We start from the raw sequence: 22,397 nt of genomic DNA, 5'->3' as shown, positions 1-22,397 counted from the left end.
TCTGCTGGCATAAAAGATTCAGTTCAATGTGGAAGAAAAACATTAAATTTCAACAAAACTAGTTTAATGCTCGAACTTGCGGGAATCATTATTCTTGGAATCATTGCACAATGGGTGGCTTGGAGGTTAAAGCTACCCGCCATTTTACCCCTTATCCTCATAGGTCTTTTGGTTGGACCCATTGCAACCCTCTATACCGAAGATGGGAGTAAACTTATTGAACCCGTATGGAATGGAACTAAGGGACTTTTCCCGGGAGATGGCCTGTATTACTTCGTTTCATTGGCCATTAGCATCATACTTTTTGAAGGCGGCCTGACCCTAAAGCGGGCCGAAATTAAAAATGTTGGCCCGGTAATTACCAAATTGATAACGGTTGGCACGGTAGTCACCTTTTTTGGCGCGGGCGTAGCTGCACATTATATCTTTGGCCTTACTTGGCAAATTTCCTTTCTCTTTTCCGCATTGATCATTGTTACCGGCCCAACGGTGATAACCCCTATCCTCAGAAATATTCCATTAAAGAAAGATGTTTCTACGGTACTAAAATGGGAGGGGATTCTTATCGACCCAATTGGTGCGTTGGTAGCGGTTTTGGTCTTTGAGTTTATTAGTGTTGGAGAGGGACAGGCGTTCACCAAAACTGCACTGATAGAATTCGGAAAAATTCTATTGTTTGGCACTACGTTCGGATTCACTTTTGCCCATGCATTGGGCTTTGTGATCAAGAAGAACTTTATACCCCATTATTTGCTCAATGTAGTGTCTCTTTCGGTGGTGCTCTTGGTGTTTGTGGAGTCCGACCTTTTTGCCCACGAGTCAGGATTATTGGCGGTGGTGGTGATGGGAATGGTTCTTGGAAACATGAACCTGCCCAACTTAAAGGAACTGCTCTATTTTAAGGAATCACTTAGTGTCTTGTTGATTTCCATACTTTTTATCCTTTTGGCGGCGAACATTAACATAACCGACCTTAAGCTGATATTCAATTGGAATACCGCTATACTTTTTGCCATCATTGTGTTTTTGATACGTCCTATAGGCGTATTCCTTAGTTCTTGGGGGTCAGATTTAAAATTTAATGAAAAACTGTTTATTGGATGGGTAGGCCCAAGAGGTATTGTCGCCGCAGGTATTGCTTCCCTTTTTGGTTCCAAACTGTTGGCCAAGGGAGAACCAGGGGCCGAATATATTACTCCCTTGGTGTTTATGATTGTTTTGGGGACGGTTTTGTTGAACGCCACTACCGCTCGTTTTTTTGCCAAAGTCGTTGGGGTGTTCTTAAAGAAATCAGACGGAATCTTGATCATTGGCGCCTCCAAGGTTTCTCGCCTAATTGGTAATTATCTAAGAGCCAATAATAGACATGTGGTGCTTATTGACAACAACCAAACCAATGTGGATAAAGCAAAGAAAACAGGTTTGGAAGCCATTGCGGCCAATATTTATTCCGATACATTAACGGACAACATTGAGTTGAACGATATGGGGTATTTGATTGCCCTTACCGGAAACACAGATATTAACACCTTTGCATTGGATAAATTTGAGAAGCAGTTCGGAGAAAACGGGGCATTCCGTTTGGCCAGCACCGAGGAAATCAACCATCCTGAGAGCCTTCCTCAAAATGGACTTTTTTCGCCCAGTTATGATTTTATCAAATTGGCCGAAACGTCGGAGAAATATCCAACCATTCATGAAATAGGTGTTAAGGATAAGGACCATTACAATGCATTGATTCAAAAAGCGGGGAAGGATACGGACATCATCCCCATCTTCACCAAGTCACCAGATGGTGTCATAGATATGATGCCTTTGGACTATAAGGATTTCAATCCCAAAAAAGAGGGCTATAAAATGGTATATCTTGGCAAAAAATTGGGTGAGCAATAAACAGTCCAACAAATACTTCCCTTTAAAAAGCACAAATTTGGTTATAAATGGTTATCCGTCAATTGAAAACGGCCATCCATCAATTCTGCCATAGGTTTAATGCTAGACCATACTAGGTTGCCAACCTAAAAACAGTACGATTCACCTAAATCTTTTATTATGAAAAGAGTACTATTAAATGGAGTATTGGCCATTTTTGTGGCTGGTTCATGCTCTATTGATGCCGAGCGATTGGCAAAGGACAGATTGGCTAACCCTGAAGTCAGTACTTCTGAGATATGTTATGCTTGCAAGGATCAGGCCGGGTTTGACCTGGAGCTATGCAACAATATGGATGACACGTATACCTTGTTTTATAAAGGGATTGAGGTAAAGACAATCCAGGCAGGAGAGATGGAGGACAAAACGGCCAGGGATTTTGTGGCCGAGGGGTGCAAGGGCATTCCCGATTTTGGAAGTTAAGCCGAATGGTTCTCCAATATAAGGATTCCCCAAAACCTGAGCCTTCTTTCGAATAAGCATTCCAATTGTGCCATGGAAGTTGCTCTTGCCACAATATTTAAGGCTTTCGCAACATTGAGGACTTTGTCTGGAATGAAGTTGCGATTCATGCGTTCTATCCTAGAATCAAAACTTTAACCTTATCAAAGCATTATGAAAAAAGGGGTCTTATTTACGGCACTAATTGCAACTGTATTATTTACTGGATGTTCAAAAGATGATGACAACGGAGGTGGATCCTGCAGGGTCTGCTCCATAGAATTGTTGGGAGTGAACACTTCAACCGAATATTGCGACAATGGGGACGGAACACTTACCGCAACTACTGATGGACAAGAGGAAACCGTTGATTTGGATGGTGTTTCCTTTGATACATTCATCAACCAGTTAGATGTTATTGCCGATTGCAATTAATATTACGAAATGGCTAAAAAACCGGATTGAATATCCGGTTTTTTTGTTTTGTCCTAGGTGTTAGTCATTTAGTTTCAGCACGGCCATAAATGCTTGCTGAGGAATCTCCACATTTCCAACTTGGCGCATGCGCTTTTTCCCTTTTTTCTGCTTTTCAAGCAGTTTTCTTTTACGTGAAATATCCCCACCGTAACATTTGGCGGTAACGTCCTTACGTAAAGCTTTAATGGTTTCTCTAGAGATAATTTTAGAGCCTATGGCCGCCTGAATCGGAATATCGAACTGCTGCCTAGGGATAAGCTCCTTTAGCTTTTCACACATCTTTTTCCCTATGGTATGGGCATTGTCAAAATGAACCAAAGCTGATAGGGCATCCACAGGTTGTGCATTCAGAAGTATGTCCACTCGGACCAGTTTGGAGGAACGCATTCCAATGGGAGTGTAATCAAAGGAAGCGTAACCCTTGGAAACTGTTTTTAATCGATCGTAAAAATCAAATACAATTTCGGCCAGGGGCATATCAAAAGTGAGCTCTACCCGTTCCGTGGTGAGATAGGTTTGGTTTGTGATCTGACCCCGTTTTTCGATGCACAAGGACATTACATTGCCCACAAAATCGGCCTTGGTAATAATAGTGGCTTTGATATAGGGTTCTTCCACCCGGTCCAAGGTTGATGGATCGGGAAGATCGGAAGGATTGTTCACAATAACCACATTTTCCTGGTCTTTGGTGGTAAAGGCATGATAACTTACGTTGGGCACCGTGGTAATGACGGTCATATTAAACTCACGCTCCAATCGCTCTTGGATAATCTCCATATGCAGCATCCCAAGAAAACCGCAGCGGAATCCAAAACCAAGGGCCGCACTACTTTCGGGAGTAAAGACCAAGGAAGCGTCATTTAATTGCAGTTTTTCCATGGACGAACGAAGCTCTTCAAAGTCTTCGGTGTCCACGGGATAAATTCCCGCAAAGACCATGGGCTTCACGTCCTCAAAGCCTTCAATCGCATTTTGGGTGGGATGGGCAGCATCTGTTATGGTATCCCCGACCTTTACCTCTCGGGCATCCTTGATACCGGTGATGAGGTAACCCACATCTCCTGAGGAAATAAGGGGCTTGGGAACTTGGTTTAATTTTAAGGTGCCTATTTCATCTGCAAAATAGTCTTTATTGGTTGCGACAAACTTAATTTTTTGGCCTTTTTTAATTTCACCATTAATTACCCTGAAATACGTTTCAACACCTCTAAACGGGTTGTATACAGAATCAAAAACCAAGGCTTGTAATGGTTCTTTGGGATTGCCTTCAGGAGCCGGAACCCTTTCAATAATAGCGGTGAGGATATCTTCGATCCCAATCCCCGTTTTGGCACTTGCCGGAATCACCTCTTCTGGGGAACAGCCCAACAAATCTACAATGTCGTCCGTAACCTCCTCCGGATTGGCACTTGGAAGATCAACCTTATTTAATACAGGAATGATTTCCAAATCGTTTTCCAAAGCAAGGTACAGATTGGAAATGGTCTGCGCTTGGATGCTCTGAGCGGCATCAACCACCAAAAGCGCACCTTCACAGGCAGCTATGGAACGTGACACTTCATAGGAAAAATCCACATGCCCAGGTGTGTCAATAAGGTTAAGGACATAGGTTTCGCCCTGGTGCTCATACTCCATTTGAATGGCATGACTCTTTATGGTAATTCCACGTTCGCGCTCCAAATCCATATTGTCCAACAACTGGTCTTGCTTTTCCCGATCGGTAACGGAACCGGTAAAATCCAAGAGCCTATCTGCCAAGGTGCTCTTTCCGTGGTCTATATGCGCAATGATGCAAAAATTTCTAATCTTCTCCATATCAACTGATGCCCGTAAAATATTGGGGCTTTAGGCAACTGCAAATATAGGTCTTTTAGGCGCCTAGCATGCGGTTTTTTGTAAATATGCGGAACGTACTGGCCATTGACCTCTAAAATATTTTCTTAGATTTGATATTCAACCCCAAGACTAAATGAAACACCTTGCCTACATTTTTTTATTGGTTTTTTTGACCTCTAAAAGTACTTCTGGGCAAACGTTTCAAATTACAGGAAAGGTTGTAGATCAGGAGAACAATAGCATCCCATACGCAAACATTTTACTATTGCAGGCATCGGACTCCACTTTTGTGATGGGAACATCGGCGGATGAAAATGCGTTTTTTGAACTTACAGGGGTAGTGCCCAATCTATATTTGCTGCAAGCGAGCTACGTGGGAAGAGGTTCTGAGCCAAGAGCATTGGATATTGCCAAGAGTGTTTCCTTGGGGGCACTAATTATTCCACTTGAAGCCAATAACCTTGATGAGGTGGTCGTAACTGCCAGAAGGCCAACGCTCCAGAGATTAACAGACAGACTGGTCTTTTCGGTGGAAAACACTGTGGTTTCCCAAGGAAGTTCTTGGGACATCCTTCGGAACACCCCTGGCGTGATCGTAAATCAGGAGGACTTACAAATTAGGGGGCAGACCGCTACGGTATATTTAAACGACCGGAAAGTACAACTATCTGGACAGGAGATCAAGGACCTTCTGGAAGGGTTTTCAGGAAACAATATCAAGTCGGTAGAGGTAATATCCAATCCGCCAGCCCGCTATGAAGCGGATGGTGGGCCCATCCTAAACATTGTAACCAGCAAAAACATTGTTCCGGGATACAAGGGAAGTATTAATGGAAGCTACACGCAGGCCGTTTTTCCCAAGTTTGGTTTGGGAATGAGTCATTACTACAAAACGGAAAAGCTAAACCTATTTGCCAATTATAGGATAAGCCCACAGAAAGAAATTAAAAAGACCAACAAGGGTGTTAACTTTGTTGATGACACCAATTCCATCTTTTCAAGATGGACCTCCAACTATGATCAAGTTTATCGGTCCCAAGCCCATAATGCGAGTTTTATATTGGATTATGATTTTGATGATCGCAATAGTTTAAATTTTAGTTCAAACCTGCTGGTCAATCCAAATAGGGACAAAGAAATCAATCTAGGTGCCCAGATTAGAAATGGTTTAAATCAGTTGGACTCCACATTTGTCACGCAAAGTACTGGGCAATCGGACAATCTCAATCTTGCTTTCGACCTAAGCTATGTACACCGATTAAAAAAGCCTGGCGCCAAGCTTTCATTCAATGGCCATTACACCTATTATGATTCACAGGAAACCCAGAACTTAACTTCCAATTATTTTGATAATGGAGGGGCATTTTTACGCAATTTTGGATTCGACACTGATTCTGGGCAGGATATTCAAATCTATACAGGCCAGGTAGACTACTCAACACCCTTGGGGAATGCTTCGTTGGAGTCCGGACTTAAAGCCTCTTCCATTCGCTCAGAAAGCAGTTTGGACTTCTTCAATTTCACTGGCACGGACGACACTATAGATGCGTCCTTATCGGATAACTATAATTATGACGAAAACGTGTATGCGGCCTATGTAAGTATGGTCAAGAACTGGGATAAGTGGTCTATGAAATTGGGGGTGCGGGGCGAATTGACAGATGCTGCAGGAACATCACTGACCCTTAATGAAACCATAACCCAAGATTTTTTTGAGGCGTTCCCATCCATTTACTTGCTCTACTCTCCTTCGGATAACCATTCATTTTCATTTGATTATGGAAGGAATGTGGATAGGCCCAAGTATGACGATTTAAATCCATTCCGATATTTTTTCAATGAAAGCGATTTTGTTGAGGGAAACCCTAGGTTGAGGCCAAGTTTCAGCAATAACTTTAATTTGAACTACACCCTAAACAGCGAATTCTTTTTTGATGTTTATTATAGAGACAATGGAAAAAATATAGCTGGTCTGGTTTTTCAGGACAACGAAAACCAAACATTGGTGGATCTACAGCAAAACGTACAAGGGAGTAAATCTTATGGAATCGACTTTACGGTGAGTAAAGGAATATTTCCTTTTTGGTTTTTATATGCGTACACTTCTTTGTTTCATGAGGAGGAAACGTTTTTGGCGGTTGAGAGCGGCAATCAGGAATACACGGCCGAGGTTGATGGTTTTTATGGTTATTTGGCCAATTACCTTACGCTTTCCAAGGACAAGACACTTACCGGGGAGCTTACCATGACCTATTTTTCCAACTTTCTATTTGGTTCCTTTATCTCAGATGAACAGTTAAACCTTACCATTGGATTGCGCAAATCGTTTTTTAACAACAGGGCCATTGTTTCCATTGCGGCAGAAGACCTTTTGGAGCGATATAATCCAACCTACACATCTAGATACCTTAACCAGGACAACTTTTATAAATTCCGTCCCGAGACCCAATTTATTAGGGTTGGCTTTACCTATAACTTTGGAAACTTTAGGTTACAGGATAACCAAAGGGACATTGAAAAAAAGGAGCGGGACCGACTAGAGGAGGACTAAATCGCTGAATTTCGGGTATTTTGTATTTTTGCAATCCAAAAAAACAAACATTTGCCCAAAATAGGAAACATAGAACTCCCAGAATTCCCGCTGCTTCTTGCGCCCATGGAAGATGTTAGTGACCCGCCCTTCCGTGCACTTTGCAAGGAACAGGGAGCGGATGTGGTCTACACGGAGTTTATTTCCTCCGAAGGCTTGATTCGGGATGCGGCCAAAAGTGTCATCAAACTGGATATTTATGAAAAGGAACGACCGGTGGGGATTCAAATTTTTGGCGCGGAACTGGATTCCATGTTGCAAGCAGTGGATATTGTTGAAAAATCCAACCCGGATATTATAGACATTAACTTCGGCTGCCCGGTTAAAAAGGTAGTCAGTAAAAATGCAGGGGCAGGGATTCTTCGTGATATCCCTTTGATGGTGAAGCTGACCGAAGAAATTGTAAAACGAACCCACCTGCCCGTAACCGTAAAGACCCGCTTGGGATGGGATTCGGATTCCATTAAGATTGTTGAGGTTGCAGAACGCCTTCAAGATGTGGGGATACAAGCTATTGCTATCCATGGCCGAACACGTGTGCAGATGTATAAAGGTTTTGCCAATTGGGAACCGATTGCCCAGGTAAAAAACAATCCGAGAATGCATATTCCTGTTTTTGGGAATGGGGACGTGGATACTCCTGAGGCTGCTGTAAAGATGCGGGATGAGTTTGGGTTGGACGGAGCCATGATCGGAAGGGCCAGCATTGGTAACCCATGGTTTTTCAACCAAGTAAAACATTTTTTCAAAACGGGGACGCACTTGGCATCACCCACTATGGAGGAGCGTGTTAGTGCCGCTAGACGCCATCTTCAAATGGCCATTGACTGGAAGGGAGAAAAACTGGGTGTTTTTGAAACTCGAAGACACTATACCAACTACTTTAAAGGAATACCCCACTTTAAGGAATACCGAATGAAAATGGTGACCAGCGATGAGTCGGCAGATGTCTTTGCTGCCTTTGACGAGGTTTTGGAAAAGTTTGGAGATTTTCAATTTGCCTAAGATGTAATCAACCGCTTGTTGATTCTGCTACTTGCAATTTTTGAAGAAATTACGCCTAATACTACTATTGTAACCAGCACCACCAGTACATTCATAAAATCGTACTCCACAGGATAAGACAAAGAAGGTGTGATTTTGAGCCAACCAAAAAGCAACTGTGACCCAATCAACAATGAACCAATAAGTACCCCGATGAGTCCGCCCAACGAGGTTACCAATAGGCCCTGGGTAAAATAAATGGTACGAAGTTCTTTGATAGTGGCTCCCAAACTAAACAAGGTCTTTGAGTTTTGCTGCTTGTCCAAAATCATCATAATTATGGCGCCAACCACATTGAACAGAGCAATAATGAGAACTAGGGTGAAAATGAGATAAGTAGCCAGATTTTCCGTGTTGAGCATTCTATACAAGGTACTGTTCTGTTCTTGTCGGTTAAGAACCAAGACCTTATCTCCCAATACGGTTTTTATTTCCTCACGAACTGTTTCTGAAGCAACCTTCCCACTTAGTTTGAAGTTTACCCCAGATACTTGGGTACTGTCTTTTTCTAAGAGGGCCTGTACCAAAGGTAGTTGGGCAAAGACATATTTTTTATCCAGATTCTCTTCCACTGCGTACACTCCGCTTACCACAAGGGGCAGTTCATTATATGGTTTGGCATTGAGGCCTTGCTGTGTAATGGATCCCTTTCCGGGTTTGGGCACAAGGATAATCATTGGCGTTTGGTAGTTGTCCAACGGTACTCCCAAGGTGTTGTAAATCCCAATTCCCATTACGCCATTATATTGTGTGACACCCCAACTTCCAAAATAAAGGGTACTGTCGACCCCGGTTACTTTTCTGTAGTTTTCATCGATTCCCTTGATAAAGGCAAAATCCCCTTTTTCCCTAAAAGTGAGGTAGGCCCGCTCTTCCAGTTCCTTTGAGTAAGAAGCAAGCCCGCTGATTTTTCCCAATACAATTTCCTCTTCAGGGGTGACGGAAAAGTATTTGCCAGTAACGGGCAAAGCTTTCAGATCCGGATCAAAGGTGTTGGTAAAGGAGAGGCTGAATGTTTTAAGACCGGCAAAGGCGGAAAGCACTATAAAAAGTGCCGCAGAGCCAATTACGATGACCAAAAAAGTAATAAAGTTGATAATGTTTACCGCATTTTGACTGCTTTTGGAACGTAGGTAGCGTTTTGCGATATAAAAGGGAAAGCTCAAAATCAGGATTTCTTACGTTTATCCAGCAAGTCCCTATTTTCGATTGGGTTCTCCCCGCCCTTTAAAGACTTATCTATTTGATCAATGTATTCCAAGGAATCGTCAATATAAAAATTGAGTTCCGGCACACGGCGAAGCTGATTTTTGGTGCGTTGGGCCAGTTCATGTTTGATAAGACCCTGATTCGATTGAATGCCCTGCAGCAATTGCTCCGCACTTTTGTTGGGAAAAATGCTTACATATATTTTCGCGATGGATAGGTCTGTGGTTACATAAACCTTGGAAACTGAAATCAAGGTGCCCTTCAACCCACCATCCGTAGCGGCCCGCTGTAAGATATCCGCAATATCTTTTTGGATGATTCCCGCTATTTTCTTCTGCCTTTGTGTTTCCATAAGTGCAAAATAACGGAATAAATGACGAACCTCATTAATGGAAAGAAATACTGTGTGTAATTTTGACTATTATATGTCGAGAACAAGAACTTTGAAATCAAAAATATGGATAAGATAGAGCATATCGGGATTGCGGTGAAGAACTTGGAAGACTCCAATGCATTATTTGCCAAATTGCTGGGAGTAACACACTACAAGGTGGAAGAAGTGGAATCTGAAGGTGTGAAAACATCGTTTTTCAAATCAGGCCCTAACAAAATTGAATTACTGGAAGCTACCAAACCCGAAAGTCCCATTGCCAAATTCATTGAAAAGAAGGGAGAGGGGATTCACCATATTGCCTTTGCGGTTGAAGATATAGAATCAGAGATAATCCGATTAAAAGATGAAGGCTTTATAGTTTTGAACGAGAAACCAAAAAAAGGGGCTGATAATAAGCTGGTGGCGTTTTTGCACCCCAAAGGCACCAATGGGGTTTTGGTGGAGCTTTGTCAGGAAATAAAAGAGGCTTAGGACTTCAAAACCTTGCGATGAAGGAAAATAAGTGGTAATATTGCATCCGCAATTTTGCGGGTCCTATAGCTCAGTTGGTTAGAGCACCTGACTCATAATCAGGGGGTCCCTGGTTCGAGCCCAGGTGGGACCACAAAAATCCCAAAGATGATTCTTTGGGATTTTTTGTTTAGGGCAATCGCTCGGTTCAAGTGCTGTGGTCAGTTTCATCCTTCGGTTTTAACCAGAATCCATACTAATAAGAAAATTCTTACGTTGAAGTATTGACGCACCAATACGAATCAACAATGAAACCAGCTGCCCAAATCTATGGTGGTATAGCAAACCTCCCACTTCCGGTTGCGCTTATCAATCAAAAACTGGAATTAGAGGAATGCTCCAACACACTTTTGGAGCTTTTTAATTTGGACTCAGCTAGGAACAAACCAGTCAATTTGGGTGAGCTTGTGGGTGCGTCTTCATACGACCTTGCCAAACTCCACAAAAGGCTTTTGGATGGCAATATATCAAAGGAATACATATCACATGTTTGTCCCAAAGGAGCCTTGAAATGGTTCAAACTTATTGCGTATCCCATTCAGGACGGGCAGCACTACTATCTACATTTTGAGGACGTTACCCAAAAGAAACTTTCACTAGATCTGGCACTGCAGGCAGAACGTATAGCACGTATAGGAAGCTGGGAAGTGGATTTAATCAATAACTCCGTGACATGGTCCGCTATGACCAGGGAAATCCATGAGGTTCCCGAGCATTTTGTGCCAAATTTAGATACAGGACTCAATTTTTATAAGGAGGGAGAGCACCGCGACCGCATTGTTGGGGTAGTTTCGGAAGCGATTGAAAAAGGTTCCCCCTATGATGTTGAACTTATAATTGTCACGGCCAAAGGAAATGAAAAGTGGGTGCGAGCCATTGGCAATGCCGAAATTATAAACGGAAAAGCTTCGCGTCTTTTTGGCGTTTTTCAGGACATAGACAAAAGAAAGAGGGAAAGCCTTAAATACCAAGCTCTAACAGACCGGATGCGGGTAGCAGTTGAGAGTTCCAATATTGGCATTTGGGATTATGATATTGTCAACAACGGGCTGGTTTGGGATGATAATATGTACAAACTGTATCAGGTAAAAAAGGAAGATTTTACGGGAGTGGTAGAAGCTTGGGAAGGCACCATTCATCCAGATGATAAAGAACGAAGTCTAAAGGCCGTGGAAGATGCTATTACCGGGAAAAGCAAATTTAATACGGAATTTAGAATTATCACAAGCCATGGAACCATCCGACATATACATGGACAAGGTAAAGTCTTTAGGGACGAACAGGGAAATCCTATCCGAATGATTGGTGCCAATACGGATGTCTCACGCATTAAAAAAGTGGATAACAGACTACGTCAACTTCTTAACACCACTGAAAAGCAAAACAAAAGCCTGTTGAACTTTGCCCACATCGTCTCGCACAACCTACGATCTAATTCTAGCAATCTCTCCATGCTCACGGGAATGCTTCTGGAGAAAAAAGACCCTTCGAAACAGCAGCGTTTTCTTGAAATGATTCGCATTTCCTCTGAGCGATTGGACGAAACTGTGGTCCAATTGAACGAGGTAATCAAGATTCAAACCGATCCCGATCAGAAATTCCAATGGGTAGGGGTCAAAGAGACCTTGAGCAGTGTTTTAGAAAGCGTCAATGCCCTTATTGCTGAAACTAAACCTGACATACAGGTTAAAATTGATGAAAACCTTAGGATTTATGCCATAAAACCCTATGTGGCGAGTGTTTTTTTAAACTTATTGACCAACAGCATCAAGTATAGAAAACAAGGGCAACAATTGAAGTTAAAGATAAATGCCCTGGATGCGGGTGACCATATTGTGATTTCCTTTACCGATAATGGAAAGGGGATTGACTTGGAAAAACATGGCGCCAAACTTTTTGGAATGTACAAGACCTTTCATGGCAACAAAGATGCCCGAGGGATTGGGCTTTTCATTTCAAAAAATCAAATGGATGCCATGAATGCGAAGATCACGGTAGAAAGTATGGAAGGAAAAGGAGCCACTTTCCAACTGTATTTTCCCCCACATAAATTGAATACAACCCATGAATGAACCAAAAGTTTTTTTAGTCGATGATGATTTTATTTTCCGGGAAGTGGCAGAAGTGATGATCAAAACCTCTGGGCTATCAACCGCTGTGACTCATTTGGAGAATGGGCTAGAGGCCTACAATAAATTGTTAGAACTGTCGGAAACACCTTTGGAGCTTCCAGATGTAATGCTCCTGGACATCAACATGCCCGTAATGAACGGCTGGGAGTTGCTGGAAGAGCTTAAGATGGGCCCAAGCAATATTCGGGATCAGGTTCAAATACATATCCTAACTTCCTCTATAGCCCCCGAGGACCTTAATCTTTCCAAAACCTATAATTTCATAAACGGTTACATTACAAAACCTCTTACGGATGCTGACATGGAAAAATTGATCTTTTCTTTAAGAAGCGCCAGAAGCAGTTCGCACTAGATTATCCAAGTAGACTGGACTCTGAAATATTATGCTACCTATTTGAACAAGATGGCGATGGCGCCAATTGCGGTAACGATAAGTATAAATCGCTTGTAGTTTTTTTCCGTGATCATTTTCACCACCATTACCCCAGTCAAAAGCCCAAGAAAAATTGCTGGTAAAAGCTTTATGTCGATTAAAAGGGTTTCCCACGTTATGGTTTTCCATACGAATATGTGAAAAGGAAGTTTGAATAGGTTTGTGATGAAAAAAAGCCATGCGGCCGTCCCCACGAATTCGTTTTTGGGCAGGCGCATGGCCAAAAAGAAAATATTGGTGAAGGCTCCCGCCAAATTCCCGATCATGGTGCAAATTCCGGCCATAATACCAATAGGCCCTGCAAAAAGCCAATGGGTTGGAATATGGGTAGATTTTCGCTTATCCCACCAAACCAATACCCCAAGACTGATAAAAATAACGATGACCATCCCAAGTTTAAATTCGCTTTCCGGTAGATCTTTCCCTATAAATGCACCAAGAAGAATACCACCCAGCATCCACGGTAAAAACTTTAGGATATACTTCCATTGGGTGTGCCGATTGTAATAGATAACAGCAAAGATGTCCCCAACAATGAGCAAGGGGATAATAAGTCCAGTAGATTTACGAGCGCCAAAGGCAAGGGCAAGGAGGGTCACGTTAAAGATGGAAAGGCCTTTAAGACCCGCCTTGGAAATCCCCATTAGAAAAGTGGCTGTTGCAGCCAAAATCCAAGCTATTAAAGAAGTCTCCAATGTTGTCGATAGCGTCAAAATCGGCGTTTAGCGAACAAAGCGCAAAGGTATCCCAAAAAATTTTACCTTTAACGGTTAACCAACTTCAACCAAATGGACATACAGACTTTAGATTATTTCATAATCTTCGGATTCTTTGCAATTGTACTTTTCATAGGTATTTACGTTTCCAAAAAATCGGGAAAGAGCTCCTCAGAGTATTTTTTATCCGGCCGTAGTATGCCCTGGTGGCTATTGGGGATGTCTATGGTGGCTACCACATTTTCTACCGACACCCCCAACTTGGTAACGGATTTTGTCAGGGACAAGGGGGTTTCTGGAAACTGGGGTTGGTGGTGCTTTTTGCTTACAGGGATGTTAACGGTATTTGTTTATGCCAAATTATGGCGTAAATCAAATGTCAATACGGATCTTGAGTTCTATGAGCTTCGATATGGAGGGAAACCGGCAAGTTTTCTGCGAAAGTTTCGAGCCGTATATCTTGGTCTTATTTATAATGTGATCACCATGTCGGCAGTAACACTGGCAGCCATAAAAATTGGAGGTGTTATGTTGGACCTAGAACCATGGGTAACTGTGGTCGGCGCAGGATTGATCACCGTTGTTTTTAGCGCACTGGGAGGATTTAAAGGTGTTGTTTATAGTGATTTTCTACTATTCTTTGTGGCGATGATAGGTGCAATTGGTGCCGCGGTTTATCTGGTAAACCTTCCGGAGGTGGGTGGTGTATCAGCCATGATGTCCAATGATCTTGTAAAATCAAAAATGGACATCCTACCAGAACTTAGCGACACTAAAATGGTGATTACCCTACTGGTTATTCCATTAGCAGTGCAATGGTGGAGCTCGTGGTATCCTGGCGGGGAGCCCGGTGGAGGTGGATATATTGCTCAACGGATGTTGGCAGCAAAAAATGAGACCCACGCCATTGGCGCCACCTTCTTTTTTAATATCATGCATTACGCGCTAAGGCCATGGCCATGGATTTTGGTTGCTTTGGCATCCTTGGTCGTATATCCTGACATTGCCAGCATTGCGGAAGCCTTTCCAAATGTCAGTGAGGACAAGCTAGGACATGATTTGGCCTATTCGGCGATGTTGACAAAACTGCCAACCGGTTTGTTGGGTCTGGTTTTGGCCTCGTTGGTTGCAGCTTATATGAGCACAATTTCTACCCAATTGAATTGGGGATCTTCCTATATCGTTTTTGATTTCTACAAGAAACAAATCAATCCGGATGCTACCGAAAAGCAAATGGTAAATGTTGGACGCTTGTCTACCGTAATATTGATGGTTTTAAGCGCCTTTTTAGCCTTGGCCATGCAAAATGCCATGCAAATTTTTGATATGCTTTTGCTTTTTGGAGCAGGAACAGGGCTCATTTTTATTCTTCGGTGGTTCTGGTGGCGGATTAATGCTTGGACCGAAATTTCGGCCATGTTCGCATCTGGTATTTTATCCATTCTATTGAAGGCAACCCCTTTTGGGCCATTTTTGTTTGCCACCGATGACGGGATTTTTCCTGATTGGGGAGAGATTCCTTTTGTGATGATAGTTACAAGCATAATCTGGCTGACCGCAACTTTTATAACGCAACCAGAGTCTAAAGAAGTGCTACAGTCCTTTTACAAAAAAATACAACCAGGAGGACCTGGTTGGGCAAAGGTGGTTGATGAGGCAAATGCCTCGGGAATTGAGATAGACAACGGTGAAAAATGGAGTGTCCCTTCCGGAATCGGCGCTATGTTGCTTGGTGTTGTTTTAATATATTCATTGATGTTCTCAACGGGACATTGGATTTACGGCAAAACGACTTCCGCTATTGTAATGTCGGTAATCGCATTGATTTCTGGTATTTGGCTCATAAGAGTTTGGGGTAAAATGAAAGACACTATCTTATAACCACAATATGAAAAACAGGGTACTATCAGTTGACATTTTTAGGGGGGCAACCATTATTCTTATGATTTTGGTCAACACCCCCGGGACTTGGTCCAATGTATATGCCCCTTTTCTTCACGCCAAGTGGCATGATTACACCCCTACAGATTTGGTGTTCCCTTTCTTTCTTTTCATTGTAGGCACTTCTATTGTGTTTGCCTATAAGAACAAGGAGGCCACTGCCAATACGTACAAAAAAATCTCTATCCGGAGCCTCAAGTTAATCGGCTTGGGCCTTTTCCTTGGGGCGTTTACAATTAGTTTCCCCTTTATAAAAGAATTTGCGGCAATTCGGTTTCCAGGGGTACTGCAGCGAATAGGTGTGGTTTTTTTCTTTGCGGCCATTTTGTTTTTGAATATGGACTGGAAAAAACTCGTAGCACTTTCGGCAGCACTTCTTTTGGGATACTGGGCTATAATGACGTTGATTCCGGTTGAGGGAGTCGCATCAACTTTGGAAAGAGCTCCTCATAATCTGGCCAACTACGTTGATGTAAAAGTATTCGGCACACATAACTATAAACCGGATTATGATCCGGAGGGTTTATTGAGCACAATTCCGGCAATAGTGAGCTCATTATTGGGGATATTTACCGGATTGATTATAACGTCCAAACGAGAGAACAAAACCAAACAGATGGTAATTCTGGGTATTGCCATGGTTATTTTGGGCCATGTATGGGATTTGGTTTTTCCCATAAACAAAGCACTTTGGACAAGCAGTTTTGTGCTGGTTACTGCCGGATGGGCCAATTTAGTGCTGGCCCTAATCTATTTCTTGACTGATGTGAAAGGAATTAAATTTGGAAGTATTTTCAGGTATGCTGGCGCCAATGCAATAGTGGTCTATTTTCTATCGAGCTTTATCACCAAATTATTCTATTTAATTAAGGTGGATGGTGAAACTTCGGTGCACGGATGGCTGTTCAACAATATCTTCGTGCACGACTTTATGCCTATGGAATTCTCCTCGCTACTATATGGACTTGCGGTTGTTGCTTTCTACTGTCTGCTGGCGTATGTGCTCTACAAAAGAAAAATTTTCATCAAGGTCTGATAGCAATGACAGGATTTAGTTCCTGATTTCCATCAATCGCGAAACATATTTCCCAATGACGTCAAACTCCAAGTTTACTTTGGTTCCTTTGGCATACGAATGAAATCTCGTGTGTTCATGGGTAAAAGGAATTATTGCAACGCTGAACCCATCCTTTTTGGAATCAACTACGGTAAGACTGACCCCGTCCACGGTGATTGAACCCTTTTCAATGGTAACATTGTTTAAGCTCGAATCGTAAGTGAAGCTAAAGACCCAGCTACCGTCCTTTTCTTCAACAGCAACACATTGGGCGATCTGGTCTACATGACCCTGAACAATATGGCCATCCAATCTGGCTCCAAGTACCATTGCACGTTCTAGATTTACCTTGTCACCAATTTTCAAATCACCCAAATTGGTCTTGGCCAAAGTTTCATCAATGGCCGTTACTGTATAGGAGTTGTTCGAAAGGGAAACAACGGTAAGGCAAACCCCGTTATGGGCAACACTTTGGTCAATTTTAAGTTCATGACCTATATCTGCCGAAATAGTAATGTGTAGATTGCCCCCTTCTTTTTCAAGGGCTTCAACAGTTCCCAAGGTCTCAATAATGCCTGTAAACATGTGTCTTTTTAATTGAGTAGTTTTGCATTGTAAAAGTAGCTATATCAGCATTGATTTTATGAAGGAATCTGGAAAAATAAAACTGGGAATATCCATTGGAGATTTAAATGGAATTGGATGTGAAGTTGCTCTTAGGACTTTTTTAGATCCAAGAATGATGGATTTTTGCACTCCGGTCGTTTTCGCATCCAACAAAACCATTTCCCAACAGAAAACAGATTTGGGACTCAATGTTGGATTCAATGGGGTCCGTGATGCCTCACAGGTTGTTGAGGGTAAAATCAATATCGTAAATGTTTGGAAGGAGGTCCCTGCAATTGAGTTTGGTAAGGCCACGGAAGAAGGAGGCAAGTATGCGATTAAGTCCCTTCGGGCAGCCGTGAAAGCATTACAAGAAGGTAAAATAGATGTGCTTGTCACCGCGCCTATCAACAAAAACAATATCCAAGCTGATGACTTTAAATTTCCCGGACATACAGATTTTTTGGCACAAGAGTTACAAGGGGAGAGCCTCATGTTTATGGTTACGGATAATCTTAGGGTAGGATTGTTAACGGACCACATAGCGGTCAAGGATGTGGCGCAGGCCATCACACCCAAACTAATTAGGGATAAGGTGGATACGATGGTGAAATCCCTAAAAATGGACTTCAGAATTCGAAGACCAAAAATTGCGCTCTTGGGCATTAATCCTCATAGTGGAGACAACGGAACCATAGGGGAGGAAGATGATAAAATCCTTAAGCCCACGATTCAGGAATTATTTGAAAAGGGAACCTTGGTTTACGGCCCGTACTCCGCAGATAGTTTTTTCGGCTCCAATTCCCATGAAAAATTTGATGCTATCCTTGCAGCCTATCACGACCAGGGTTTGATTCCCTTCAAAACACTTTCTTTTGGCAAAGGAGTGAATTATACCGCAGGATTGGATAAGGTACGTACATCACCAGACCATGGAACGGCCTATGAAATTGCCGGAAAGGGCGAGGCAGATGAAAGTTCGTTCAAGGAAGCTGTTTTCGCGGCAATACAGATTTACCGAAACCGACTAGAGTACGGAGCTCTCACAAAAAACCCTTTACAAAAGCAAAAGACCAAACGTGCCAGTTAAAATTTCCTGAAGAGGACCATAAATATGGCAATTGAATTGTAGTTTTACAAATAAGTAGTATCTTTGCCCCCGCCTTTAAGGGCTGGTACACAAACCTTAAGTGTGTAAATGATGGAGCTAAAGGAGTTTTTTATTCCTTTTTCGGGATTAAAGTTGGGAAAACACGAGTTTGGGTACAATATTGACAATACGTTCTTTGAGTCTTTTGATTACCAAGAATTCAACGGTGTTTCTATAGCATTGACCGCCATATTGGACAAAATGAACAATATGATGGAGCTGAACATGGAAGCCCAGGGTTCGGTAAACGTGGACTGTGATGTAACGGGTGAACCTTTTGATTTGCCAATTACTTCCAATCTGCACCTTGTAATAAAATTTGGGGAGGAGTACAACGATGAAAACGACGAAATTTTGATCATCCCCCATGGCGAGTACCGAATCAATATTGCCCAGTATGTTTATGAAATGCTGGTGTTGGCCGTTCCTCCAAAAAGAACACATCCAGGTGTGTTGGATGGAACATTAAAATCAGAAGTCTTGGATAAGCTGGAGGAACTTCAGCCAAGAGAAATCAAGGAAGCATCAGACAATACAGATCCCAGATGGGATGATTTAAAGAAGTTACTAACGGATAAATAGGTTATAAATGGCACATCCTAAAAGAAAAATATCAAGGACAAGAAGGGACAAAAGAAGAACCCACTATAAAGCTGTAGCCCCTACTATTGCCAAGGATTCGGTAACAGGGGAAATGCACTTGTACCACAGAGCACACTGGCATGAAGGTAAATTGTATTACCGTGGCCAGGTTTTGATCGACAAAACTGAAGAGGAGACTGCTGCCTAATGGCGGATTCCTTACAATAAAAACTCAACTCCCGTTGCTTAACAACGGGAGTTTTTTTATGGACCTAGGTTAGCTTCAAAAAAAATCGATTTTAGCCAATAAGTCATATAAAATGACTAATTTTCACAGCTTTTGGGTCAAATTTGAACGTTTTTGGCAAAAAAAGACACTAATATGAAAAAAACAACAGCAGCTATTACAGCTGTGGGGGGTTATGTTCCAGACTTTGTATTATCCAACAAAGTACTTGAGACCATGGTGGACACCAACGACGAATGGATTACCACCAGAACGGGAATTAAGGAACGAAGAATTTTAAAAGAAGAAAACGAAGGGACTTCCTTTTTAGCCATTAAAGCAGCAGAGGACTTACTTTCTAAAAGTGGGGTTGACCCATTGGAAATCGACTTTGTATTGGTGGCAACCGCAACACCGGATCTCCCAGTAGCTGCAACCGCCGCCTATGTGGCTTCCAAAATTGGAGCAACCAATGCCTTTTCGTATGATCTACAAGCAGCTTGTTCCAGCTTTTTGTTTGGCATGTCAACGGCTTCCAGCTATATTGAATCAGGTAAGTATAAAAAAGTGCTGTTGATAGGGGCGGATAAAATGTCTTCTATAATTGACTATACCGACCGAACCACCTGTATCATCTTTGGTGATGGCGCCGGAGCTGTTTTATTTGAGCCAAATGAAGAAGGTCTAGGACTGAGGGACGAATATTTACGTACTGATGGCGTGGGTCGACAGTTTTTGAAAATTGAGGCAGGAGGATCCATTCTTCCTGCATCGGAAGAAACCGTTAAGAACAAACAGCACTACGTATTTCAAGACGGGAAATCTGTTTTTAAGTTCGCAGTGTCGAACATGGCGGATGTTTCCGCACTGATCATGGAACGAAATGGGCTTACACATGAAGACGTTAACTGGTTAGTGCCTCACCAAGCCAACAAAAGAATCATAGATGCGACAGCCAATAGAATGGGGCTGGATGCGGATAAAGTAATGATCAATATACACCGATACGGAAATACCACTTCCGCTACCTTGCCACTGTTGCTGCATGATTATGAGAAGCAACTCAAGAAGGGGGATAATTTGGTTTTTGCCGCTTTCGGAGGGGGATTCACCTGGGGATCTATTTATTTGAAATGGGCCTACAATTCTTAAATCAACACAACTAACTAAATCATATTCTATGGACATTAAGGAAATTCAAAGTTTGATCAAGTTCGTAGCCAAATCTGGCGCCAGCGAGGTAAAGCTGGAAATGGAGGATGTCAAGATTACCATCCGAACCGGAAGTGCTTCTTCCACTCCAGAGACTACGATCGTACAACAAATTCCAATGGCTCAGGCACCCGCAATGCCTGTAGCACCCGCTCCGGCAGCAGCACAGGAAGCCGCTGCACCAGCTGCGGAACAAGCTGCACCAGCCGCTGATGATTCTAAATACATAACTATCAAGTCACCAATTATTGGTACGTTCTACAGAAAACCTTCTCCAGACAAACCGCCGTTCGTTGAAGTGGGAAGCACCATCAACCAAGGAGATGTATTGTGTGTGATTGAGGCTATGAAGCTCTTTAATGACATCGAATCCGAAGTTTCGGGAAAAATCGTCAAGGTATTGGTAGACGATTCATCGCCGGTAGAATTTGACCAGCCATTATTTTTGGTTGACCCATCATAGAAAATTTTAAATGCTAAATTTTAAGTGACTGATTATAAGTCGTTTAAAATCATTTAAGGTTTAGAATTCAAAATTTAAAATTTTATTCTATGTTTAAAAAAGTATTGATTGCAAATAGGGGTGAGATAGCACTTCGTATTATAAGGACCTGCAAGGAAATGGGCATTAAAACCGTTGCGGTCTACTCCAAAGCTGATGAAGAAAGTCTCCATGTTCGGTTTGCGGACGAGGCAGTTTGTATTGGGCCAGCTCCCAGTCATGAATCCTATCTTAAGATTCCTAACATCATCGCCGCCGCTGAAATTACCAACGCCGATGCCATTCACCCGGGATACGGCTTCCTTTCGGAAAATTCCAAGTTCTCCAAGATATGTGCAGAACATGAGATTAAGTTTATAGGTGCTTCTGGGGAACAGATAGACAAGATGGGAGACAAGGCAACTGCCAAGGAGACCATGAAAAAAGCCGGTGTACCTACCATTCCAGGTTCCGAAGGTTTATTAAAGGATGTTGCAGAAGCCAAGAAAATAGCCAAAAAAATGGGCTACCCAGTGATGATTAAGGCCACCGCTGGTGGAGGAGGCAAGGGAATGCGCGCCATTTGGTCCGAGGACGAAATGGAGAGCAATTTTGAGAGTGCGGTGCAAGAAGCTACGGCTGCCTTCGGGAACGGGGGAATGTATATGGAGAAGCTGATTGAGGAACCACGTCATATTGAAATTCAGGTTGTTGGCGATCAATATGGCAAAGCCTGCCACCTTTCAGAACGGGATTGCTCCGTACAGCGAAGACACCAAAAGCTAACAGAAGAAACACCTTCTCCGTTTATGACCGACTCATTGCGTGATGAAATGGGGAAAGCTGCAGTGAAAGCTGCTGAGTATATAAAATATGAGGGGGCCGGAACAGTAGAGTTTTTGGTGGACAAACACCGAAATTTCTATTTTATGGAAATGAATACACGGATCCAAGTAGAACACCCTATTACGGAACAGGTAGTGGATTATGATCTAATTCGAGAGCAGATTTTGGTCGCTGGTGGTGTTCCCATTTCTGGGAAGAACTACTTGCCCAAACTGCATTCCATTGAATGTAGGATCAATGCAGAGGACCCCTACAACGATTTCAGACCATCTCCGGGAGTAATTACAACACTTCACACTCCAGGGGGGCATGGGGTACGATTGGACACACACGTGTATAGCGGCTATAGGATTCCGCCCAACTACGACTCTATGATCGCCAAGCTTATTACTACCGCCCAGACCAGGGAGGAAGCCATCAACAAGATGCGAAGGGCTTTGGATGAATTTGTTATTGAGGGTGTTAAGACCACCATACCGTTCCATAGGCAACTCATGGAACATCCAGATTACTTGGCAGGAAATTATACCACCAAGTTCATGGAAGATTTTGAGATTGATCCTAAATACCAAGATTAAATTT

At 42.6% G+C, this 22,397-nt stretch carries 21 protein-coding genes and 1 tRNA gene; 17 read left to right on the top strand and 5 right to left on the bottom strand.

Translation table 11 applies throughout. The features are described 5' to 3' along the window. The first annotated feature begins 66 nt into the window (after positions 1 to 66). From BUC10_RS09060 to BUC10_RS09050, 3 genes are all read left to right on the top strand, one after another. Positions 67 to 1,893: a cation:proton antiporter gene (locus BUC10_RS09060; protein WP_073178591.1), complete on the top strand. Its 1,827-nt coding sequence runs from the start codon at positions 67 to 69 to the stop codon at positions 1,891 to 1,893. Positions 1,894 to 2,052: 159 nt separating this feature from the next. Further along, a complete protein-coding gene (locus BUC10_RS09055; RefSeq protein WP_073178589.1) occupies positions 2,053 to 2,355 on the top strand; it encodes a hypothetical protein in 303 nt (100 codons plus the stop codon). Positions 2,356 to 2,547: 192 nt separating this feature from the next. Beyond that, positions 2,548 to 2,808, top strand: coding sequence for a hypothetical protein (locus BUC10_RS09050; RefSeq protein ID WP_073178587.1), 261 nt, complete (start codon positions 2,548 to 2,550; stop codon positions 2,806 to 2,808). Between the two features lie 60 nt (positions 2,809 to 2,868). Here the strand turns inward: BUC10_RS09050 and lepA are convergent, their stop codons facing one another. Further along, positions 2,869 to 4,665, bottom strand: a complete 1,797-nt coding sequence (gene lepA, locus BUC10_RS09045; protein ID WP_073178584.1) for a translation elongation factor 4 — start codon at positions 4,663 to 4,665, stop codon at positions 2,869 to 2,871. A gap of 154 nt (positions 4,666 to 4,819) precedes the next feature. Here lepA and BUC10_RS09040 point away from each other — a divergent pair, with 154 nt between their 5' ends. Together BUC10_RS09040 and dusB are read left to right on the top strand one after the other, a co-directional pair. Next, positions 4,820 to 7,237, top strand: coding sequence for an outer membrane beta-barrel family protein (locus BUC10_RS09040; RefSeq protein WP_073178582.1), 2,418 nt, complete (start codon positions 4,820 to 4,822; stop codon positions 7,235 to 7,237). A gap of 51 nt (positions 7,238 to 7,288) precedes the next feature. After that, entirely contained in the window at positions 7,289 to 8,281 is a 993-nt protein-coding gene (dusB, locus tag BUC10_RS09035; protein ID WP_073178581.1) for a tRNA dihydrouridine synthase DusB, read from the top strand. Here the strand turns inward: dusB and BUC10_RS09030 are convergent. After that, the gene (locus BUC10_RS09030) at positions 8,278 to 9,486 is read right to left on the bottom strand and encodes an FtsX-like permease family protein (RefSeq protein ID WP_073178580.1); all 1,209 of its coding nucleotides are present in this window, start codon (positions 9,484 to 9,486) and stop codon (positions 8,278 to 8,280) included. The genes dusB and BUC10_RS09030 overlap by 4 nt on opposite strands. 2 nt (positions 9,487 to 9,488) lie before the next feature. Then, positions 9,489 to 9,881: a 30S ribosome-binding factor RbfA gene (gene rbfA, locus BUC10_RS09025; protein WP_073178579.1), complete on the bottom strand. Its 393-nt coding sequence runs from the start codon at positions 9,879 to 9,881 to the stop codon at positions 9,489 to 9,491. Positions 9,882 to 9,986: 105 nt separating this feature from the next. Here rbfA and mce point away from each other — a divergent pair, with 105 nt between their 5' ends. The 4 genes from mce (at position 9,987) to BUC10_RS09005 (ending at position 12,917) form a co-directional block, all read left to right on the top strand. Further along, on the top strand, positions 9,987 to 10,394 hold the full coding sequence (gene mce, locus BUC10_RS09020) for a methylmalonyl-CoA epimerase (protein ID WP_073178578.1): 408 nt from the start codon (positions 9,987 to 9,989) through the stop codon (positions 10,392 to 10,394). Between the two features lie 59 nt (positions 10,395 to 10,453). After that, positions 10,454 to 10,527, top strand: a tRNA-Ile gene (locus BUC10_RS09015). Positions 10,528 to 10,681: 154 nt separating this feature from the next. Further along, positions 10,682 to 12,505, top strand: a complete 1,824-nt coding sequence (locus tag BUC10_RS09010; protein ID WP_073178576.1) for a sensor histidine kinase — start codon at positions 10,682 to 10,684, stop codon at positions 12,503 to 12,505. Beyond that, the gene (locus tag BUC10_RS09005; protein ID WP_073178574.1) at positions 12,498 to 12,917 is read left to right on the top strand and encodes a response regulator; all 420 of its coding nucleotides are present in this window, start codon (positions 12,498 to 12,500) and stop codon (positions 12,915 to 12,917) included. Before BUC10_RS09010 ends, BUC10_RS09005 begins: the two co-directional genes overlap by 8 nt. Before the next feature lie 38 nt (positions 12,918 to 12,955). Here BUC10_RS09005 and BUC10_RS09000 read toward each other — a convergent pair whose 3' ends face one another. Next, positions 12,956 to 13,711, bottom strand: a complete 756-nt coding sequence (locus tag BUC10_RS09000) for a sulfite exporter TauE/SafE family protein (RefSeq protein WP_073178572.1) — start codon at positions 13,709 to 13,711, stop codon at positions 12,956 to 12,958. A 75-nt stretch (positions 13,712 to 13,786) separates the two neighbouring features. On the opposite strand from BUC10_RS09000, the gene BUC10_RS08995 reads away from it, so the two are divergent. Together BUC10_RS08995 and BUC10_RS08990 are read left to right on the top strand one after the other, a co-directional pair. Beyond that, a complete protein-coding gene (locus BUC10_RS08995) occupies positions 13,787 to 15,595 on the top strand; it encodes a sodium:solute symporter family protein (RefSeq protein ID WP_073178570.1) in 1,809 nt (602 codons plus the stop codon). 7 nt (positions 15,596 to 15,602) lie between these two features. Beyond that, on the top strand, positions 15,603 to 16,691 hold the full coding sequence (locus tag BUC10_RS08990) for an acyltransferase family protein (protein WP_073178567.1): 1,089 nt from the start codon (positions 15,603 to 15,605) through the stop codon (positions 16,689 to 16,691). A gap of 15 nt (positions 16,692 to 16,706) precedes the next feature. On the opposite strand, the gene BUC10_RS08985 is transcribed toward BUC10_RS08990, so the two are convergent. Beyond that, entirely contained in the window at positions 16,707 to 17,297 is a 591-nt protein-coding gene (locus BUC10_RS08985; protein ID WP_073178565.1) for a riboflavin synthase, read from the bottom strand. Positions 17,298 to 17,355: 58 nt separating this feature from the next. Here BUC10_RS08985 and pdxA point away from each other — a divergent pair, with 58 nt between their 5' ends. From pdxA to accC, 6 genes are all read left to right on the top strand, one after another. Continuing rightward, positions 17,356 to 18,408, top strand: a complete 1,053-nt coding sequence (gene pdxA / locus BUC10_RS08980) for a 4-hydroxythreonine-4-phosphate dehydrogenase PdxA (protein ID WP_073178563.1) — start codon at positions 17,356 to 17,358, stop codon at positions 18,406 to 18,408. 108 nt (positions 18,409 to 18,516) lie between these two features. Continuing rightward, positions 18,517 to 19,050, top strand: a complete 534-nt coding sequence (locus tag BUC10_RS08975) for a YceD family protein (protein WP_073178561.1) — start codon at positions 18,517 to 18,519, stop codon at positions 19,048 to 19,050. Between the two features lie 7 nt (positions 19,051 to 19,057). Continuing rightward, complete coding sequence (gene rpmF / locus BUC10_RS08970) at positions 19,058 to 19,258, top strand: 50S ribosomal protein L32 (protein WP_073178558.1); 201 nt, start codon at positions 19,058 to 19,060, stop codon at positions 19,256 to 19,258. A 174-nt stretch (positions 19,259 to 19,432) separates the two neighbouring features. After that, positions 19,433 to 20,428, top strand: coding sequence for a beta-ketoacyl-ACP synthase III (locus tag BUC10_RS08965; protein ID WP_073178555.1), 996 nt, complete (start codon positions 19,433 to 19,435; stop codon positions 20,426 to 20,428). 28 nt (positions 20,429 to 20,456) lie between these two features. Then, entirely contained in the window at positions 20,457 to 20,951 is a 495-nt protein-coding gene (accB, locus tag BUC10_RS08960; RefSeq protein WP_073178553.1) for an acetyl-CoA carboxylase biotin carboxyl carrier protein, read from the top strand. 89 nt (positions 20,952 to 21,040) lie between these two features. Beyond that, complete coding sequence (accC, locus tag BUC10_RS08955; RefSeq protein ID WP_073178551.1) at positions 21,041 to 22,393, top strand: acetyl-CoA carboxylase biotin carboxylase subunit; 1,353 nt, start codon at positions 21,041 to 21,043, stop codon at positions 22,391 to 22,393. Positions 22,394 to 22,397 lie beyond the last annotated feature (4 nt).

Source organism: Flagellimonas flava, assembly GCF_900129665.1.
In the GTDB taxonomy this organism is placed as follows: Bacteria; Bacteroidota; Bacteroidia; order Flavobacteriales; family Flavobacteriaceae; genus Flagellimonas; species Flagellimonas flava.
The sequence above is the reverse complement of the archived record's forward strand: the minus strand, read 5'-3'. Positions and strand labels throughout refer to the sequence as shown.

What these genes read in the sequence shown, in the direction of transcription:
- BUC10_RS09060 (WP_073178591.1), top strand. Translation starts at nt 67, where the DNA reads ATGCTCGAACTTGCGGGAATCATTATTCTTGGAATCATTGCACAATGG.
- BUC10_RS09055 (WP_073178589.1), top strand. Translation starts at nt 2,053, where the DNA reads ATGAAAAGAGTACTATTAAATGGAGTATTGGCCATTTTTGTGGCTGGT.
- BUC10_RS09050 (WP_073178587.1), top strand. Translation starts at nt 2,548, where the DNA reads ATGAAAAAAGGGGTCTTATTTACGGCACTAATTGCAACTGTATTATTT.
- lepA (WP_073178584.1), bottom strand. Translation starts at nt 4,665, where the DNA reads ATGGAGAAGATTAGAAATTTTTGCATCATTGCGCATATAGACCACGGA.
- BUC10_RS09040 (WP_073178582.1), top strand. Translation starts at nt 4,820, where the DNA reads ATGAAACACCTTGCCTACATTTTTTTATTGGTTTTTTTGACCTCTAAA.
- rbfA (WP_073178579.1), bottom strand. Translation starts at nt 9,881, where the DNA reads ATGGAAACACAAAGGCAGAAGAAAATAGCGGGAATCATCCAAAAAGAT.
- mce (WP_073178578.1), top strand. Translation starts at nt 9,987, where the DNA reads ATGGATAAGATAGAGCATATCGGGATTGCGGTGAAGAACTTGGAAGAC.
- BUC10_RS09010 (WP_073178576.1), top strand. Translation starts at nt 10,682, where the DNA reads ATGAAACCAGCTGCCCAAATCTATGGTGGTATAGCAAACCTCCCACTT.
- BUC10_RS09005 (WP_073178574.1), top strand. Translation starts at nt 12,498, where the DNA reads ATGAATGAACCAAAAGTTTTTTTAGTCGATGATGATTTTATTTTCCGG.
- BUC10_RS08995 (WP_073178570.1), top strand. Translation starts at nt 13,787, where the DNA reads ATGGACATACAGACTTTAGATTATTTCATAATCTTCGGATTCTTTGCA.
- BUC10_RS08990 (WP_073178567.1), top strand. Translation starts at nt 15,603, where the DNA reads ATGAAAAACAGGGTACTATCAGTTGACATTTTTAGGGGGGCAACCATT.
- BUC10_RS08985 (WP_073178565.1), bottom strand. Translation starts at nt 17,297, where the DNA reads ATGTTTACAGGCATTATTGAGACCTTGGGAACTGTTGAAGCCCTTGAA.
- pdxA (WP_073178563.1), top strand. Translation starts at nt 17,356, where the DNA reads ATGAAGGAATCTGGAAAAATAAAACTGGGAATATCCATTGGAGATTTA.
- BUC10_RS08975 (WP_073178561.1), top strand. Translation starts at nt 18,517, where the DNA reads ATGATGGAGCTAAAGGAGTTTTTTATTCCTTTTTCGGGATTAAAGTTG.
- rpmF (WP_073178558.1), top strand. Translation starts at nt 19,058, where the DNA reads ATGGCACATCCTAAAAGAAAAATATCAAGGACAAGAAGGGACAAAAGA.
- BUC10_RS08965 (WP_073178555.1), top strand. Translation starts at nt 19,433, where the DNA reads ATGAAAAAAACAACAGCAGCTATTACAGCTGTGGGGGGTTATGTTCCA.
- accB (WP_073178553.1), top strand. Translation starts at nt 20,457, where the DNA reads ATGGACATTAAGGAAATTCAAAGTTTGATCAAGTTCGTAGCCAAATCT.
- accC (WP_073178551.1), top strand. Translation starts at nt 21,041, where the DNA reads ATGTTTAAAAAAGTATTGATTGCAAATAGGGGTGAGATAGCACTTCGT.